The organism is Sphingobium sp. RSMS, from assembly GCF_005406185.4.
Taxonomy (GTDB): domain Bacteria; phylum Pseudomonadota; class Alphaproteobacteria; order Sphingomonadales; family Sphingomonadaceae; genus Sphingobium; species Sphingobium fuliginis.
On the sequence record NZ_CM191257.1, the window covers coordinates 1 to 14,763 of the forward strand.

Sequence of the window (14,763 nt, forward strand, 5' to 3'; positions counted from 1 at the left end):
ATGAAGGATATTACGGCAGTGATTGGAAGTTTGAGCGGTCTCGACACGCAGCAGAATGCGCGCCTGGAGACTGCCTGGGCGACCATTCGCGCCGGGCTGCGCCGCGACATTGGCGCGCGCATGTTCGACCAGTGGCTGAAGGCCGCGCAACTGGGCGATTATTGCCCCGAATCGCAGACGCTGGACCTGTTGTTCGCTTCCGACTTCACCGCCAATTTCGTGTCGGGCCAGTTCGGGGATCGGCTGCGCATGGCATGGCGCTGCGCCGGCGTGCGCGAGGTGCGCCTGCGCCGCGCCCCCAATGCGGTGGGCCCCCGGGTTCTGGAACTGCCGCCGGCGGAAGCCCTTGCCGTGAACGACGGCGGGGTGGCGGACGATCAGGCCCCCGCATCCAATTTCCAGCCGCGCCACAGCTTCGACCAGTTCGTGACCGGCGAGACCAATCATCTCGCCTTCTCCGCCGCGCAGGCCATGGCGGGCAGGAGCCAGCCGCGGTTCAGCCCGCTTTTCATCCATGGCGGCACCGGGCAGGGCAAGACCCATCTGCTCCATGCCATCGCCCAGGGCTTCTCCGCGCATTCGCCCTCGGCCCCCGTGCTCTACATGTCGGCCGAGCGGTTCATGATGGAATTCGTGAACGCGATGCGGGCGAACGAAACGATGATGTTCAAGGCGCGGCTGCGCGCGGCGCGGCTGCTGCTGATCGACGACATCCAGTTCATCGCCGGCAAGGGTTCGACGCAGGAAGAGTTTCTTCACACGATCAACGACCTGATCGATTCGGGCGCCCGCATCGTCGTGACCGCCGACCGTGCGCCGCAAATGCTGGACGCGATCGATGCGCGCATCCTCTCGCGCCTCGCCGGCGGGCTGGTGGCCGACATCCGTCCCGCCGGGCTCGACCTGCGCCTCGCGATCCTGGAGGCCAAGCGCGCCATTGCGGGCGACCCGCCGGTTCCGGACGCGGTGGTCGATTTCCTGGCGCGGTCGATCCGTTCCAATGTGCGCGAGTTGGAAGGCGCCTTCAACAAGCTGATCGCCTATGGCCAGCTCACCGGCCGATCGATCGACCTGGAGTTCGCGCAGGCGATGCTGGCGGACGCGGTGCGGGCCAATGCCCGCCGCATCACCGTCGACGAGATCCAGAAGGCCTGTGCCGCGCATTACAAGATCGACGCGGCGGAAATGCGTTCCAAGCGCCGGGCGAGGGCGGTCGCCCGTCCGCGCCAGGTGGCGATGTATCTGGCCAAGAAGATGACGCCGCGTTCCCTGCCCGAGATCGGCCGTATCTTCGGCGGGCGCGACCATAGCACCGTGATCCACGCGGTGCGCACGATCGAGGAATTGCGGCAGAGCAATCCGGACATAGACGCGGACATCCGCGCCCTGCAGCGCCAGTTGGAAGGCTGACAGGCGGGCGGCTTTGGATTAGAGCCAATCGACATTCAGATGATGACGAGCCGAAAATGGTGTTTTTCCGTGACCCGGAGCGCAGCGTACTCAAGGTACGTGAGTACCGGAAGCACGGAAAAGCGTCATTTGCAGGCCGTCAGGGCTGAATGTCGATTGGCTCTAGGCTTCGCGCCATGATCCGACAACTCGCCCTGTTCCTGGCCGCCCTTTTCTCCCTTGCTCCCGCCTTTGCCCAGAGCCCTGCTGCTGCGCCGCCTGCCGATGTGCGGGTTGCGCTCGACACCGGCGCCGGCCGCATCCTGATCGCGGTGCATGTTGCGCAGGCGCCGGCGACGGCGGCGAATTTCCTGCGCTATGTCGATCAGAAGCGGCTGGACGGCGCCAGCTTCTACCGCGGCGTCGGTTCGGCCGACTATGGCTTCGTGCAGGGCGGGGCGCAGAACGATCCCAAGCGCATCCTGCCGCCGGTCAAGCATGAGCCGACCAGCCAGACCGGCCTTACCCATGATGATGGCGCGCTCTCCATGGCCCGCTATGCGCCCGGCAGCGCGACCGGGGATTTCTTCATCGTGCTGGGCAAGATGCCCGGCATGGACGCGCATCCCGAAGCGGCGGGCGACAATCAGGGCTTCGCCGTCTTCGCCCATGTGATCGAGGGAATGGATGTCGTGAAGACGATCCTCGCCGCCCCCAAATCCCCCACGGCCGGCGAGGGCGTGATGAAGGGGCAGATGCTGGAGCAGCCGGTGACGATCCTGACGGCGCGCCGCCTTCCCTGACACTGACCTTGGCCCCGACCTTGGCCCTGACGCTGGCCCTGAGAGCGGATGATGGAGGGCGGAAGGCGAATGATGGGGGCATGGCTTGTTCGGGACGAGTCCTGTCCCTGTTGGAAAATCGCGCCGCCTGAGCCGGACTCCTGCTCTTGCGGCAGCGCGGCTGGCCTGATGCCGCTGCATCGTTAACCATATTCGCCGGGCCGCCTCCAATGAGGGATGCCCTGCGCGGTCGGCTCTATGCCTTGCCGCTTTCCCCTTTAAGATTCAGCTTTTTGCGGAGAGCAAGCCATGCAGGTCGACAGCAACGACACCCTGTCCGAACGGGCGGAGCTTCACTTCCTCGCGGCGCTGGTCGATGAACTGATGCGCAAGCTGCTTCATTCCGGCGTGCTCAGCCAGGCCCAGCTCAACGAGATCGAGCAGCAGGTCTCCCATCGCGTCGGGCACAGCCCCCGCGCCTGGTAGGCCTGTTCTGCCGAGGCCGCTTGCGATAGCATCGTGGGATGCGCGTCCTCACGGCACTCCTCCCCCTTGCGGCCTTCCTTGCCGGACCGGTCTGGGCGCAAGCCTCCGACCGGGCGGGGCATTATTATCTGCGCGGCGTGATGGAGACGGGGTCCGAACTGATGCTCCATCCGGACGGCCGCTTCCAATGGTATCTGGTCTATGGCGCGCTGGACCTGTTCGCGGAGGGGCGGTGGGCCGAGAGGGACGGCGCCGTCATCCTCACTGCCGAAAGGACGAAGGACGTGCCCGAACCCGGCTTCCGAACGCTTGTCCTGAAAGTCGAGGACAGGTCGCTCGTCCCGCCCGATGGCCGCGGCGCCTATGTCAGGCCCGCCGACGACAGGGACTGACCCCCGGCTGCATGTCGGCCGTTCTTCAGGGCGCGCTGCGTTGAAGCGGGCGCCGGTCGCGCGCTCCGGGTTCCTGTCGTCGCATCCTTTCAGGCGGAAGCCGGTTCCCGCCCTTCGCCGGGGTCGGGACAGGCCTTTCTGCACGACGCTCCCTAGCGGACCGCCGGTTCCAGCAGGCGGATCGTTCCCGCGTCGGCGTCGATTTCCGCCCGGCAGCCCACCGGCAGGCTGAACTGGCTGGCGACATGCCCGAACAGCGCGCCCTGGAAAGCGGGGACGCCAAGGGGCGCCAGATGCTGCCGCAACACCTCCGCCAGGGTGAATCCGCCATAGGAGGCGCCGCCGGGGCCGCAATCGGTGCATTGCCCGAACACCACGCCCGCCACCCTGCCCAGAAGGCCGGCCAGCGCCAATTGGGTCAGCATCCGGTCGATCCGATAGGGCTGCTCGCTCACATCCTCGATGAACAGGATCGCGCCGTCGAAATCCGGCAGCCACGGGGTTCCCATCAGCGTCGAGAGCACGGTCAGGTTTCCGCCCAGCAGCCGCCCGCTGGCCTTTCCGCCCCGGAAGGTCAGGATGCGCCCGCTGCGCTGCACCAGCCGGTCCTCATGCCCGTCCGGATTGGTCATCAGCGGCGTTGCTCCATCGAAGGCGACGGCGCGGAAGGCATCCCAGGAAAAGCGCGGCCAACTGCTGGCCGCATTGGGCCCGTGGATGGTGACGAAGCCAGCCCGCGCCGCGAAGGCGAGATGCAGCGCGGTGATGTCGGAAAAGCCGATCAGCAGCTTGGGATTGGCCCTGATCTTCGCGAAGTCCAGATAGGGCAGGATGCGCGCGCAGCCCCATCCGCCCCGGGTGGCGAAGACGGCGCGCACCTGCTGATCGGCGAACATGGCGTTGACGTCGGCTGCCCGGTCGGCATCCGTCCCGGCCAGATAGCCGTAGCGTTCGACCAGATGCCGGGCGGGCCTGGGCACCAGCCCCATGGCGACGATCGTTTCCTTGACCAGATCGAGGTCGAAGCTGTCGTCGGTAAAGCCCGCCGGCTCGATCAGGCCCACGCTGTCGCCGGGGCGCAGCCGGGGCGGCTTCACCACGCCCGCAAGGGGCGCGGCCGAAAGCCCGGGAGCCGCCATCGCAGCGCCCAGCGCGGCCATCAATGCCCGCCGGTCCAGCCTCAAAAACTGCTTCCATTCTTGCGGCGGTAGCTGCCCTCGACCCACTGCATGTCGATGTCGGGATAATGCGCATCGCCCAGCGGAACGCGCCCGACGACCAGGAAGGCGCAATCCTCGCCGCTTTCATTCACCAGATGATGGCCATTGGGATCGCCCTTCGGGAAGGAGGCCATGTCGCCGCCGTGCAGCGCTGTTCGGCTTCCTTCCTCGATCAGCATCGCTTCGCCGCTCAGCATGACGAGGAATTCGTCTTCATCCTCATGCCAGTGCCGTTGGGAGGATGCGGCGCCGGGCTTCAGAACCACATGGCTGATGCCGAAATCGGAAAGGCCGGTCGCCGGTCCCAGCCTGCGCACCCATCGCCCCGCCACCGCATCCGCATATTCGGGCGGATAGCCCGTCCGATCGGTCTGTTCGATGGCGGCAAGATCGATCCTGGGCATGACATATCCTCCTGCCGGCGGCGGCGCCGGCGGTCCCGCCAGCTTCAAAATGCGCGCTGTGCGCCACCGCATTTTGCGAGCCGCGCCTGTTCCAGCAGCTTCAAAATGCACGTCGGCCTGCACGCATTTTGCGAGCCGCTGACTGTTTCAGCCAGCTTCAAAATGCTCTAACGCAACCCCATGAACAAGACCAGCGCCGATGCAAACCCGATCGACATAGCCGAGAAGCTGATCGCCTGTCCCTCCGTCACGCCGGCCACGGGGGATGTCTTCGCCGTGCTGGAGGCGATGCTGAAACCGCTGGGCTTTACCGTCGACCGCTTCCTGGCGGGGGAGGCGCCGGACGGCCCGGTGGAAAATCTGCTGGCATGGCGGACGACGGGGCCGGGCAGGCATTTCGCCTTTGCCGGGCATCTGGATGTGGTCCCGCCGGGCAATGGCTGGGCGAGCGATCCCTTCCGGCCGGAGGTGCGCGGCGAGTTGCTCTACGGGCGCGGCGCCGTCGACATGAAGGGCGCCATCGCCGCCTATGTCGCCGCCCTTCATGACCTGCCCGAAGACCTGCCCGGCACGATCAGCCTGATCATCACCGGCGATGAGGAAGGCGCGGCCGTGCATGGCACGCTGGCCCTGATGGAGCGAATGGCCGCCCATGGGCTGCGTCCCGACCTTTGCCTGGTGGGCGAGCCGACCTCCTCGCAGCGGCTGGGCGACGTCATCAAGATCGGCCGGCGCGGATCGGTCAACATGTGGATCCATGTCGACGGCGTGCAGGGCCATGTCGCCTATCCGCACCTGGCCGACAATCCGATCCCGCGCCTGATCCGCATCCTGTCCGCCATCGATGCGCTGGTGCTGGACGAGGGCAATGACTGGTTCCAGGCGAGCAATATCGAGATCACCAATCTGGATGTCGGCAATCCGACGACCAACGTCATCCCCGCCGCGGCGCAGGCGCGCATCTCGATCCGTTTCAACAATGAACATGGCGGCGCGGAACTGGTCGACCGCATCACCGCCATCGCCGCGGCCGAAGGGGGCAGGGTGGAAGCGAAGATCAGCGGCGAACCCTTTCTGACGGAGCCGGGCATGCTGTCGGACATGGTCGCGGGCGCGATCCGGGACGTGACGGGGGTGGAGGCGGACCTGTCGACCACGGGCGGCACGTCCGACGCGCGCTTCCTCTCGCGCCTGTGCCCGGTGGTGGAATTCGGCCTCAACAATGCCACCATGCACAAGCTGGACGAGGCGGTGGCGCTGGCCGACCTGCGCGACCTCACCGAAATCTACCGGCTGGTTACGGCGAAGGCGCTGGCGAGCTAGGGCATCGTGCGCAAAAGTGGGAACCGGTTTTGCGCTTAAAAGGATGCGCCAACAAAAGCTTGGAGCGTTGCACGGAACGGCCTGTCCCGGTCCTGTCGAAGGGCAGGAACCCGGTCATGACGAAGGGAATGAAATCCCGCCCCATGAGGAGCGGGATGCGCATGGCCATCCGCTTCAGACGGAGCGATGCCGGACCAGCGGCGCGGGCGCGGCGAAGCGGGCGAGATAATCCTCCTCCCCCATGGGCCGCGCCAGATGATAGCCCTGGAACAGCGTGCAGCCGATCACGCGCAGCATTTCCATCTGCGCCTCTGTCTCCACCCCCTCGACCACTACTTCCATGCCCAGTCCCTGGATCAGCCCGACGACGGCGCTGCAGATCGTGCGCGCTTCGGCGGAAACGGCGATGTCGCGGACGAGCGAGCGGTCGATCTTCACCCGGTCGACCGGCAGTTCGCGCAGCCGCGAGAGGTTGGAATAGCCGGTCCCGAAATCGTCGATGGCGATGCGCACGCCGTCGCGCCGCAGGGCACGGATCTGGTCCAGCGTCCGCGACTTCATCTCCATCGCGAGCGATTCCGTGATCTCCAGTTCCAGCATGATCGCCGGCGCCCGATGCGCGTCTATCGCATGGCGCAGGCGCATGAAGAAGTCGGCCTGCCCCAGTTCGCGGGAGGAGATGTTGATCGCGATCCGCTGCCTTACCCCGGCCTGCGCCCAGCGCGCCGCCGTTTCGCACACGCGGCTCATGACCCAGTCGCCCAGCGCCACGATGGCGCCGCTTTCCTCCGCAATCGGCACGAAGGAGCCGGGCATCACCAGATCGCGTTCCGGATGCACCCAGCGGATCAGCGCTTCGGCGCCGATCGCCCGGCCGCTGGAAATTTCGATCTGCGGCTGGAATTCGAGGAGGAACTCGTCCCGTTGCAGGCCCAGCAGCAGGTCGCGCTCCAGCTCCGCGCGGTCGGCGGCTTCCAGCGCCAGTTCGGTGGTGAACATCTCGGCCCGGTTACGGCCCTGATGCTTGGCATGATACATGGCGATGTCCGCCGATCGCAGCAGCGCGGGCAGCGTGTCGCCATGTTCGGGATAGCAGGCGACGCCGATGGACGCGCCCAGGTCGATATGCTGGCTGCCGAGGTCGAAGCGTTCGCGCAGCGCGAACTGGATGGCGCGGGCAATGCGGCCGGCCGTGTCGAGATCGGGCATGCTGGGGACGAACAGGGTGAATTCATCCCCCGCCAGGCGGCCGATCAGGCAATCGCCCGCGCCCGCGCTGGCCTGCGCCATGGCGACTTCGCGCAGGCGGCCGGCAACGCGCGCCAGCAACTGGTCGCCCGCCGCATGGCCCAGCGTGTCGTTCACGCCCTTGAACCCGTCCAGGTCGATGAAGAACAGGGCCGCAAGCCCTTCTTCGCTGCGTTCCGCCAGCAGCCGTTCGACCTGCCGGCAGAAGCTGGCGCGGTTGGGAAGGCCGGTCACCTGATCGAACAGCGCCAGCGCCTGCACATGGTCCAGGTTCGTGCGGACCTGGCTGAACAGGCTTTCCATCGCCACGGACAGGTCGGGCAATTCCCGGCCTATGTCCCGCGGCACGGCGGATTGCAGGTCGCCATGGGCCGCCGCCAGCAGGCGTTCGGTCGCACCGTCGATGGCGCTGGCGGTCGTGGCCACGGTACGGCGGGCGGAGGCCCAGCTGAGCGTGCCGCACAGGATCGCGATGATGAGGGAGCGGCCGATGCCGTCCATGTCGGTCGCCTGCCCCTGCCCAAGGACCAGCGACAGGATGAACACCAGCGCCCCCGCGGCGCAGGCGAAGGCGGTGGCGCGGCTCGTCAATGTCACGCCCTGCATGAGTCTCCCTACCCCCGCCAGTCCGGCGTTGGACTGGATCAGTGGGATATGAAGGACAGTGGTTAAGAAAAGGTCAGTGAATCAGTCCGAAAGGCTTATTTTTTGCGCCGCAGGATGACGTAGAGGGCGCCGTCGCCGCCATGGCGCCGATGCGCGATCCGCACGCTGGCGATGCGGTCGGCATAGCTGCTGGTTTCCAGCCAGTGACCGATCTCGCCGCGGATGGCGCCCCGCCGCGAACCGCCGCTGGCGGAGGGGCTTTTCGGCGGTTTCCCGGTGACCACCAGCAATATTCGCACGTCCCTTGCCCAGGCCGAGGCCAGCGCCTGGTTAAGCTGCGAATGGGCCGCCGACAGGCTGTGGCCGTGCAGGTCTATGGTCATGTCCGGGGTCAGATTTCCGCTACGGATTCGGCGCTCCCAGCCCGAATCCAGAGTGGCTGCGGGGGTGCGCGCCGGGGCCGTCGCGACTGCCTGAACGGACGGAGCCGTTAACCCTGTCCCGTCCTTTGCGGGGGTTGGCGGCGTCGGAAGGGAAGAGATGCGCGCACCCGGCCTCAGCGGCCTTACGGAGCGGGTCAGCGCCGTCCAGAGCGCCTGTTCATCGGAGGTGAGACCGCGTCGGGGCATCGCAGCATGATGTCAGGGCTGCTGACCCAGGCGAGCCGCCGACCCGAGCGGCAGCAGGACCAGCGCGCTGCCCCGCGCCGACATGCCGCCCGCGATGCTGCGCGCATTGCTGCCGGCGCCCCAGAAGCTGTCGAAGCGGTTTGCGCCCTTGATCGCGCCGCCGGTATCCTGCGCGATCCAGATGCCATTGGGTTCCGCCCGGTCCAGCGAGAGCAGCACCGGCGCGCCCAGCGGCACATAGCGGGGATCGGCCGCCACCGTCGCTTCGGGCGTCACGGCGACGCCCATCGCGCCCAGCGGGCCGGCGCCGGTCAGTTCCCGGAAGAAGACGAAGCTCTTGTTCTCGTTCATGATCGCCGCGCCCTCGGCCGGATGGGCGCGCAGATATTGCATGATGTCCTGCATCGACCCGGCCTGGATGAGGCCGCGATCCTTCATCAGCTTGCCGATGCCGGTATAGTCGCGGCCATTCTGCCCGTCATAGCCGATCCGCATCACGCCGCCGTCGGGCAGCAGCAGGCGGCCGCTGCCCTGCACCTGGAGGAAGAAGAATTCCACCGGATCGGCGGCCCATGCCAGTTCCAGCCCCTTGCCGGCGAGCGATCCCGAAACGATCTGCGACCGTTCGTCGAACGGCACCAGATTGCTGCCGTCCACCTTGCCGCGAATGGTCCTGCCCTTCAGGCTGTCGCTGAACTGGCCCAGATTGACGTCGATGAGCGTGGGCGGGCGGCGGTAGATCGGCACCTCGTAACCGGGCTGCCGCGTGCGCGACCCCGCGATCTCCGGCTCATAATAGCCGGTGACGAAGGCCTTTCCGTCGCCCACCTGCACCGCTTCGAAATAGCGGGCGAAAAATTCGCCGGCCGACGCCTCCGGCCAGCTCGACGCGGCGGCGCAGGCGCTGTTCCAGTCCGTGCCGCGCGTCAGTCCGCTCTGGTCGCCCCGCCGCATCAGCGAAGGGCAGGAGAGGCGGAACGCCTGCAACGCCTTGCGCGAACGCTCCCCCGACGGAATGAGGTCGGTGATGGCCGGGCCGGGGGCGATTCCGGCGCTGACGGCATTGGCTGTATCGGTCGGCGCGGTCGCGGGAGGCGTGACCGGCACGGGCGGACGGGGGGTGGCGGGAACGGGGCGGGTTGCGGTCTCACCGCCGCGAGGCGGCCTTGAGGGCGCAGGCCCACCCGCGCCGGGCGGAATCACGCCGCCGGCGCAAGCGGACAGCAGCAAAGCCGCGGCCAGCGCGCCCCACGACTGACGAAGGCTCATGCCGCCTCGTCGGTCTCGCTGAGCTTCCAGTTGGGATCGGTGCTGCGCAGGTCGCGCGTGAAGGTCCAGATGTCGTTGGTGCCGACAGCGTCGGTCAGCGAACCGGCGACGACATTGCCGTCGCGGTCGCGGGTGACGGCGGCGATGTCCGCCTCGAAACGCAGGGAAATCTCCGCCATGCGGCCAGTGACGCCCGCGTCGACGATCTGCACCTTTTCCATGCGGACCAGACGGTTGTCGAGGACATGGCCCTCCGCCTCCCGCGCCGCGATCGCTTCCTCGAAGGAGGCGAGAACATCGGCATCGCAAAGCCATTCCAGTTCCTGCCGGTCGCCGCGCCAGAACGCCTCCAGCACCATCTTGTAGGCGGCCTTGGCGCCCTCCACGAACTGGGGCACGTCGAAGCTGCGGTCGGCCGCGATCAGCGCGCGGACGCCCGCTTCGCCGCCGGGAGCGATCAGCCCGTCCGACAGCCGCACCGAATCGCCCGCCATTTCCGGAACCGGGCGCGGCTGCACGATCGTCACCTTGGCGCGTTCCTCCGCCGGGCGAAGCGCAGGCTCCTGCTCATGCCCGGTCCGCTTGCCGAGCACCGAATAAAGCCGCAACGCCAGAAAGCCGGCAATCATGGCGAGGATGACGATCACATACACGGGGTCAGGCACCCTTTGGACTGAATCTGAAACTGTAACGCAACCAACATAGGCATGTTTCCCCGCATATTCAAATGGCCGCTTTTCATGTGCCGCATTGCCCCCTCCTGCCGCCCCTGCTAAGCGCGCGGATCGACATGCGCGGACATTCCGCCCGCCAGGCAAACCTTAAAAACCAGGGAAATGAGATGGCCGAGGAAGCCGATACCATTCAGACCACCGGCAATGGCGCCGACAATGGCCCCCAGATCGCGCTGATCAGCCAATATGTGAAGGACATGTCCTTCGAAAACCCCAATGCGCCCGCCGTCTTTCAGTGGCAGGACCAGCCGCAGATCGACGTGCAGTTCAACATCGGCGCCGACAAGGTGGGCGAGGAAGTCGTCGAAGTATCCCTGAAGATCGAGGTCAAGGCCACCGCGCCGCAGGGCACCGCCTTTGCCGTGGAACTGGTCTATGCCGCGATCTTCGGCATGCGGAACGTGCCCGAGGACCAGATGCAGCCCTTCATGCTGGCCGAAGCGCCGCGCCTTCTCTTCCCCTTCGCCCGCCGCGTGCTGGCCGACGCGATCCGCGACGGGGGCTTCCCGCCGCTGCTGCTCGATCCCATCGATTTCGGCGGCCTCTATGTCCAGCAGGCGCAGGCCATGGCGCAGACCGCAGGCGAGCCGGCCGGCCACGCCTGAGTCCGGGAATGATCCATCCCCCCGTTCGGGCTGAGCGTGTCGAAGCCCGCCACTTTCTTCCGATGAAGAAGAAGTGCAGCCCTTCGACAAGCCAAGGGCGAACGGGAGGAGGGGTTTTGCCATGAAACTCGCCAGGGCCCTTGGTTCCGTGGGCGGGCTGACGCTCGCCAGCCGGGTGCTGGCCCTTGTCCGCGATTCGCTGGCGGCGCGCTATGTCGGCGCGGGATTCGCGTCGGACGCCTTCAACGGCGTCGCCTTCCGCCTGCCCAACATGTTCCGCGCCCTCTTTGCCGAGGGCGCCTTTTCCGCCGCCTTCATCCCGATGTTCAACCGCAAGGCGGCGGGGCCGGGTGGGGTCGCGGACGGCTATCGCTTCGCTGAGCGGGCGCTGGCCGTGCTGCTGCCGGTGCTGGTCGTCTTCACCGCGCTGCTGATCGCGGCGGCCTGGCCGATCACATGGGCGCTCTCCGGCGGCTTCTCCCGCCAGAACCCGACGCCGGAGCAATTCGCCTTCGCGGTGACGCTCTCGCGGATCACCTTGCCCTATCTGGCGCTGATCAGCCTTGCCTCCCTGCTGGGCGGCATATTGAATTCGCTCGAGAAATTCTGGGTGAATGCCGCCGCGCCGATCCTGCTCAACATCGCCATGATCGCGGGGCTGTGGCTGTTCCACGGCGCCGACGAATATGAAACCGCGCGGGTGCAGGCGATTTCCGTCACCGTGGGCGGGGCGCTGCAATTGCTGTGGCTGATCTGGGCCTGCCGCCGGGCGGGCGTGTCGATGAAGCTCAGGCGCCCGCGACTGGACGCGGATGTGAAGGAACTGCTCCGCCTGATCGTGCCGGCGGCGGCGGGGGCCGGGGCTTCGCAGATCAACCTGCTGATCTCCACCGCCCTGTCCGGCTGGCTGCTCGCCTCAGGCTCCATCACCTATATCTATTATGCCGACCGGCTGAACCAGTTGCCGCTGGGGCTGATCGGGATCGGCCTTGGCACCATATTGCTGCCGACCATTTCCCGCTTGCTGTCGACGGGCCAGGAGCAGGTGGCCATGGACACGCAGAACCGCGGCATCGAACTGGCGCTGTTCCTGACCCTGCCCGCGACCGTCGCCTTCATCACCGTGGCGGAACCGATCGTGCGGGGCCTGTTCCAATATGGCCGCTTCACCGCGCTGGATGCGGAGCGCTGCGGCTGGGCGCTGTCCGCCTTTTCCATCGGCCTGCCATCCTATGTCCTCGTGAAGGTGCTGACGCCCGGCTATTATGCGCGCGGGGACACCAGGACGCCGGTCCGCTATGCGATGCTGTCGATCCTCATCAACATCGTCGGGAACATCGTCCTGATCCCGCTGCTGGGCCATGTCGGGCCGCCGCTGGCGACGGCGCTGTCCTCCACCGTCAATGTGGCGATGCTCTATTCGACGCTGGTGAAGCGCGGACATTTCGCCGCCGACGGGCAGTTGCGGCGGCGCCTGCCCCGCCTCGCCGTGGCGGCGGTCGTGATGGGCGGGGCGCTCTATGCCGGCGAAGGGCTGCTCGATCCATGGCTCGGCGGGGCGATGGTCCAGCGCTATGTGGCGCTGGCGGTGCTTGTCGGCGCGGGAATCGCGCTGTACGGGGTGGCCTGCTTCCTTACGGGCGCCTATCGGCTCTCGGACCTGAAGGCGCTGATGCGGCGCAAAAGTGCAACCAAGACAGAGAACGGATAGAAGAATGCGCGTCCTTTCCGGCATCCAGCCGACCGGCAATCTGCACCTGGGCAATTATCTGGGCGCGATCCGCAACTGGGTGCGGATGCAGGACGAGATGGACAGCGAGAGCCAGTGCTTCTTCTTCCTGGCCGACATGCATTCGATCACCGTGCATGAAGGGCGCGAACAGCGTATCCGCAATGTCCGCGACATGGCCGCCGCGCTGGTCGCCGCCGGGATCGACCCGGACCGCTCCGTCCTCTTCAACCAGGCGCGGGTGCCCGCCCATGCGGAACTGTGCTGGCTGCTGAACGGCACGGCGCGGATCGGCTGGCTCAACCGCATGACCCAGTTCAAGGACAAGGTGGGCAAGGACCGCGAGGGCGCCTCCATCGGCCTGTTCGTCTATCCGGTGCTCCAGGCCGCCGACATCCTGGTCTATAACGCCACCCATGTGCCGGTGGGGGAGGACCAGAAGCAGCATCTGGAGCTGGCCCGCGACATCGCCACGAAGTTCAACACCGATTTCGGCGTGGAGCTGTTCACCCTGCCCGATCCGATCATCCCCAGGGAATCGGCGCGCATCATGTCGCTGCGCGACGGCACGGCGAAGATGTCCAAGTCCGACCCGTCCGACATGAGCCGCATCAACCTGACCGACGATGACGATGCGATCATGCAGAAGGTGAAGAAGGCCAAGACCGATCCCGAACCGCTGCCGGACAATGCCGGGGGGTTGGCCGGGCGTCCGGAGGCGAACAATCTTCTCGGCATCTATGCGACGCTGTCGGGCATGAGCGTGGACGCGGTCTGTGCCGAATTCGCCGGCAAGGGCTTCGGCGCGTTCAAGCCGGCCCTGGGCGAACTGCTGGTGGAAACGCTCCGCCCCATCCGTGCGCGGTTCATGGAATTGCGCACCGACGACGCTGCGCTGGACGCCATCCTCGAAAAGGGGGCGGCCAAGGCGTCGGCGGCGGCCGCGCCCACTTTGCGGGCGGCCTATGACGCGATGGGACTGATGCGCTGATGCCGCAGGGGTCGCCAAAGCGGCGGCCCTTTCCGGTTCGTGACGGAATAATCCATGCCGCGGCGTCGTACGGATGGCAGGACATGGTTTGCGCCCGTTCGCCCGTTACGTGCGTTCAAACGATGTTCAGTTGCGTTTTGCCATGGCAGGACGCAAGATGTTTGGCAGGCGAAGTGCCTGGTACAGGACGCAAGAAAAATGACCCGTTTCAAAAAGATCGGCTTCCTCGCGGCGCCCGCTTTGGCGCTTGTGGCGCTGTCAGGCTGCGCGAGTTCCTTCAAGGCGGATGTGGCGCGCTTTCAGCAGCTTCCGGCGCCCACCGGCCAGAGCTTCACCGTTGTCGCGGACGATCCGCGCCTGGCGGGCGGGCTTGAATTTTCGCATTATGCGGACCTCGTCAGCCAGCGTCTGACGCAGACCGGCTATGTCGCCGCCGGCGATCCCGCGCGGGCCGACCTGATCGTGCGCGTGGCCTATGGCGTCGACAATGGGCGCGAAAAGGTGCGATCGACCGGGTTCGGCAATCCCGACCCGTTCTTCTACGGCGGTTGGGGCTGGCGGGGCCGCTGGGGCCGCCCCTGGGGCTATGGCTTCTATGACCCGTGGCTGTTCGGGCCCGGCGGTTATAATGACGTGACCAGCTACACCGTCTATACCGGCGACCTCAGCATGAAGATCGACCGCGCCGCCGACAATCGCCGCCTGTTCGAGGGCAAGGCGCAGGCCCAGTCGCTTTCCAACAAGCTGACCTATCTGGTGCCGAACCTGATCGATGCGATGTTCACCGGCTTTCCGGGCCAGAATGGCGAGAATGTGAAGATCACGCTGCCGCCCGAGAAGAAGGGCTGAGCGGCTTTCCTCAGGGCGGCTCCCAGCCATGCCCCTTTGCCCGGCGGTCGAGGATCGCCGGGCTTTTCTTCTCGAAAGCGCGAGGGTCGCCGGGCGGTCCGTCGCAC

The 14,763-nt window shown here is 66.7% G+C and carries 15 protein-coding genes; 9 read left to right on the forward strand and 6 right to left on the reverse strand.

Annotated elements, in window-relative coordinates:
• From dnaA to EGM87_RS00020, 4 genes are all read left to right on the forward strand, one after another.
• Positions 1–1,410 carry a chromosomal replication initiator protein DnaA gene (dnaA, locus tag EGM87_RS00005; protein ID WP_137709372.1) on the forward strand — a complete coding sequence of 470 codons (1,410 nt, stop codon included), beginning with the start codon at positions 1–3 and terminating at the stop codon, positions 1,408–1,410.
• A 176-nt stretch (positions 1,411–1,586) separates the two neighbouring features.
• Positions 1,587–2,192: a peptidylprolyl isomerase gene (locus EGM87_RS00010; RefSeq protein WP_137709371.1), complete on the forward strand. Its 606-nt coding sequence runs from the start codon at positions 1,587–1,589 to the stop codon at positions 2,190–2,192.
• 288 nt (positions 2,193–2,480) lie between these two features.
• Positions 2,481–2,657: a hypothetical protein gene (locus EGM87_RS00015; RefSeq protein ID WP_165363329.1), complete on the forward strand. Its 177-nt coding sequence runs from the start codon at positions 2,481–2,483 to the stop codon at positions 2,655–2,657.
• 38 nt (positions 2,658–2,695) lie between these two features.
• Positions 2,696–3,049 (forward strand): hypothetical protein, encoded by a 354-nt coding sequence (locus tag EGM87_RS00020; protein ID WP_137709370.1) that lies wholly within the window; start codon positions 2,696–2,698, stop codon positions 3,047–3,049.
• A 152-nt stretch (positions 3,050–3,201) separates the two neighbouring features.
• Here EGM87_RS00020 and EGM87_RS00025 read toward each other — a convergent pair whose 3' ends face one another.
• Both EGM87_RS00025 and EGM87_RS00030 read right to left on the reverse strand, forming a co-directional pair.
• Entirely contained in the window at positions 3,202–4,209 is a 1,008-nt protein-coding gene (locus EGM87_RS00025) for a S66 peptidase family protein (RefSeq protein WP_167706730.1), read from the reverse strand.
• 20 nt (positions 4,210–4,229) lie between these two features.
• The gene (locus EGM87_RS00030) at positions 4,230–4,673 is read right to left on the reverse strand and encodes a cupin domain-containing protein (protein ID WP_061936472.1); all 444 of its coding nucleotides are present in this window, start codon (positions 4,671–4,673) and stop codon (positions 4,230–4,232) included.
• 180 nt (positions 4,674–4,853) lie between these two features.
• Here EGM87_RS00030 and dapE point away from each other — a divergent pair, with 180 nt between their 5' ends.
• A complete protein-coding gene (gene dapE / locus EGM87_RS00035; RefSeq protein WP_137709368.1) occupies positions 4,854–5,996 on the forward strand; it encodes a succinyl-diaminopimelate desuccinylase in 1,143 nt (380 codons plus the stop codon).
• A 174-nt stretch (positions 5,997–6,170) separates the two neighbouring features.
• On the opposite strand, the gene EGM87_RS00040 is transcribed toward dapE, so the two are convergent.
• The 4 genes from EGM87_RS00040 to EGM87_RS00055 all read right to left on the reverse strand — a co-directional run bounded on the left by EGM87_RS00040 (position 6,171) and on the right by EGM87_RS00055 (position 10,401).
• Positions 6,171–7,850 (reverse strand): putative bifunctional diguanylate cyclase/phosphodiesterase, encoded by a 1,680-nt coding sequence (locus EGM87_RS00040; protein WP_044661619.1) that lies wholly within the window; start codon positions 7,848–7,850, stop codon positions 6,171–6,173.
• 95 nt (positions 7,851–7,945) lie between these two features.
• Positions 7,946–8,479 (reverse strand): Smr/MutS family protein, encoded by a 534-nt coding sequence (locus EGM87_RS00045; protein ID WP_048577018.1) that lies wholly within the window; start codon positions 8,477–8,479, stop codon positions 7,946–7,948.
• 12 nt (positions 8,480–8,491) lie between these two features.
• Positions 8,492–9,748 (reverse strand): murein transglycosylase A, encoded by a 1,257-nt coding sequence (gene mltA / locus EGM87_RS00050; RefSeq protein WP_137709367.1) that lies wholly within the window; start codon positions 9,746–9,748, stop codon positions 8,492–8,494.
• Positions 9,745–10,401 (reverse strand): Tim44/TimA family putative adaptor protein, encoded by a 657-nt coding sequence (locus EGM87_RS00055; RefSeq protein ID WP_044661622.1) that lies wholly within the window; start codon positions 10,399–10,401, stop codon positions 9,745–9,747. The genes mltA and EGM87_RS00055 overlap by 4 nt, the downstream gene beginning before the upstream one ends.
• Before the next feature lie 188 nt (positions 10,402–10,589).
• On the opposite strand from EGM87_RS00055, the gene secB reads away from it, so the two are divergent.
• The 4 genes from secB to EGM87_RS00075 all read left to right on the forward strand — a co-directional run bounded on the left by secB (position 10,590) and on the right by EGM87_RS00075 (position 14,656).
• Positions 10,590–11,087 carry a protein-export chaperone SecB gene (secB, locus tag EGM87_RS00060; protein ID WP_137709366.1) on the forward strand — a complete coding sequence of 166 codons (498 nt, stop codon included), beginning with the start codon at positions 10,590–10,592 and terminating at the stop codon, positions 11,085–11,087.
• Between the two features lie 121 nt (positions 11,088–11,208).
• Positions 11,209–12,798, forward strand: coding sequence for a murein biosynthesis integral membrane protein MurJ (gene murJ, locus EGM87_RS00065; protein ID WP_137709365.1), 1,590 nt, complete (start codon positions 11,209–11,211; stop codon positions 12,796–12,798).
• A 4-nt stretch (positions 12,799–12,802) separates the two neighbouring features.
• Entirely contained in the window at positions 12,803–13,807 is a 1,005-nt protein-coding gene (trpS, locus tag EGM87_RS00070; protein ID WP_137709364.1) for a tryptophan--tRNA ligase, read from the forward strand.
• A gap of 198 nt (positions 13,808–14,005) precedes the next feature.
• Complete coding sequence (locus EGM87_RS00075; protein ID WP_137709363.1) at positions 14,006–14,656, forward strand: DUF4136 domain-containing protein; 651 nt, start codon at positions 14,006–14,008, stop codon at positions 14,654–14,656.
• Positions 14,657–14,763: the final 107 nt, after the last annotated feature.

Bases quoted from the DNA above. Each gene is read 5' to 3' on its own strand.
- EGM87_RS00045 (WP_048577018.1), bottom strand. From the start codon at position 8,479: ATGCCCCGACGCGGTCTCACCTCCGATGAACAGGCGCTCTGGACGGCG.
- EGM87_RS00075 (WP_137709363.1), top strand. From the start codon at position 14,006: ATGACCCGTTTCAAAAAGATCGGCTTCCTCGCGGCGCCCGCTTTGGCG.
- secB (WP_137709366.1), top strand. From the start codon at position 10,590: ATGGCCGAGGAAGCCGATACCATTCAGACCACCGGCAATGGCGCCGAC.
- mltA (WP_137709367.1), bottom strand. From the start codon at position 9,748: ATGAGCCTTCGTCAGTCGTGGGGCGCGCTGGCCGCGGCTTTGCTGCTG.
- EGM87_RS00020 (WP_137709370.1), top strand. From the start codon at position 2,696: ATGCGCGTCCTCACGGCACTCCTCCCCCTTGCGGCCTTCCTTGCCGGA.
- EGM87_RS00025 (WP_167706730.1), bottom strand. From the start codon at position 4,209: ATGGCCGCGCTGGGCGCTGCGATGGCGGCTCCCGGGCTTTCGGCCGCG.
- EGM87_RS00030 (WP_061936472.1), bottom strand. From the start codon at position 4,673: ATGCCCAGGATCGATCTTGCCGCCATCGAACAGACCGATCGGACGGGC.
- EGM87_RS00040 (WP_044661619.1), bottom strand. From the start codon at position 7,850: ATGCAGGGCGTGACATTGACGAGCCGCGCCACCGCCTTCGCCTGCGCC.
- dnaA (WP_137709372.1), top strand. From the start codon at position 1: ATGAAGGATATTACGGCAGTGATTGGAAGTTTGAGCGGTCTCGACACG.
- murJ (WP_137709365.1), top strand. From the start codon at position 11,209: ATGAAACTCGCCAGGGCCCTTGGTTCCGTGGGCGGGCTGACGCTCGCC.
- EGM87_RS00010 (WP_137709371.1), top strand. From the start codon at position 1,587: ATGATCCGACAACTCGCCCTGTTCCTGGCCGCCCTTTTCTCCCTTGCT.
- trpS (WP_137709364.1), top strand. From the start codon at position 12,803: ATGCGCGTCCTTTCCGGCATCCAGCCGACCGGCAATCTGCACCTGGGC.
- EGM87_RS00015 (WP_165363329.1), top strand. From the start codon at position 2,481: ATGCAGGTCGACAGCAACGACACCCTGTCCGAACGGGCGGAGCTTCAC.
- dapE (WP_137709368.1), top strand. From the start codon at position 4,854: ATGAACAAGACCAGCGCCGATGCAAACCCGATCGACATAGCCGAGAAG.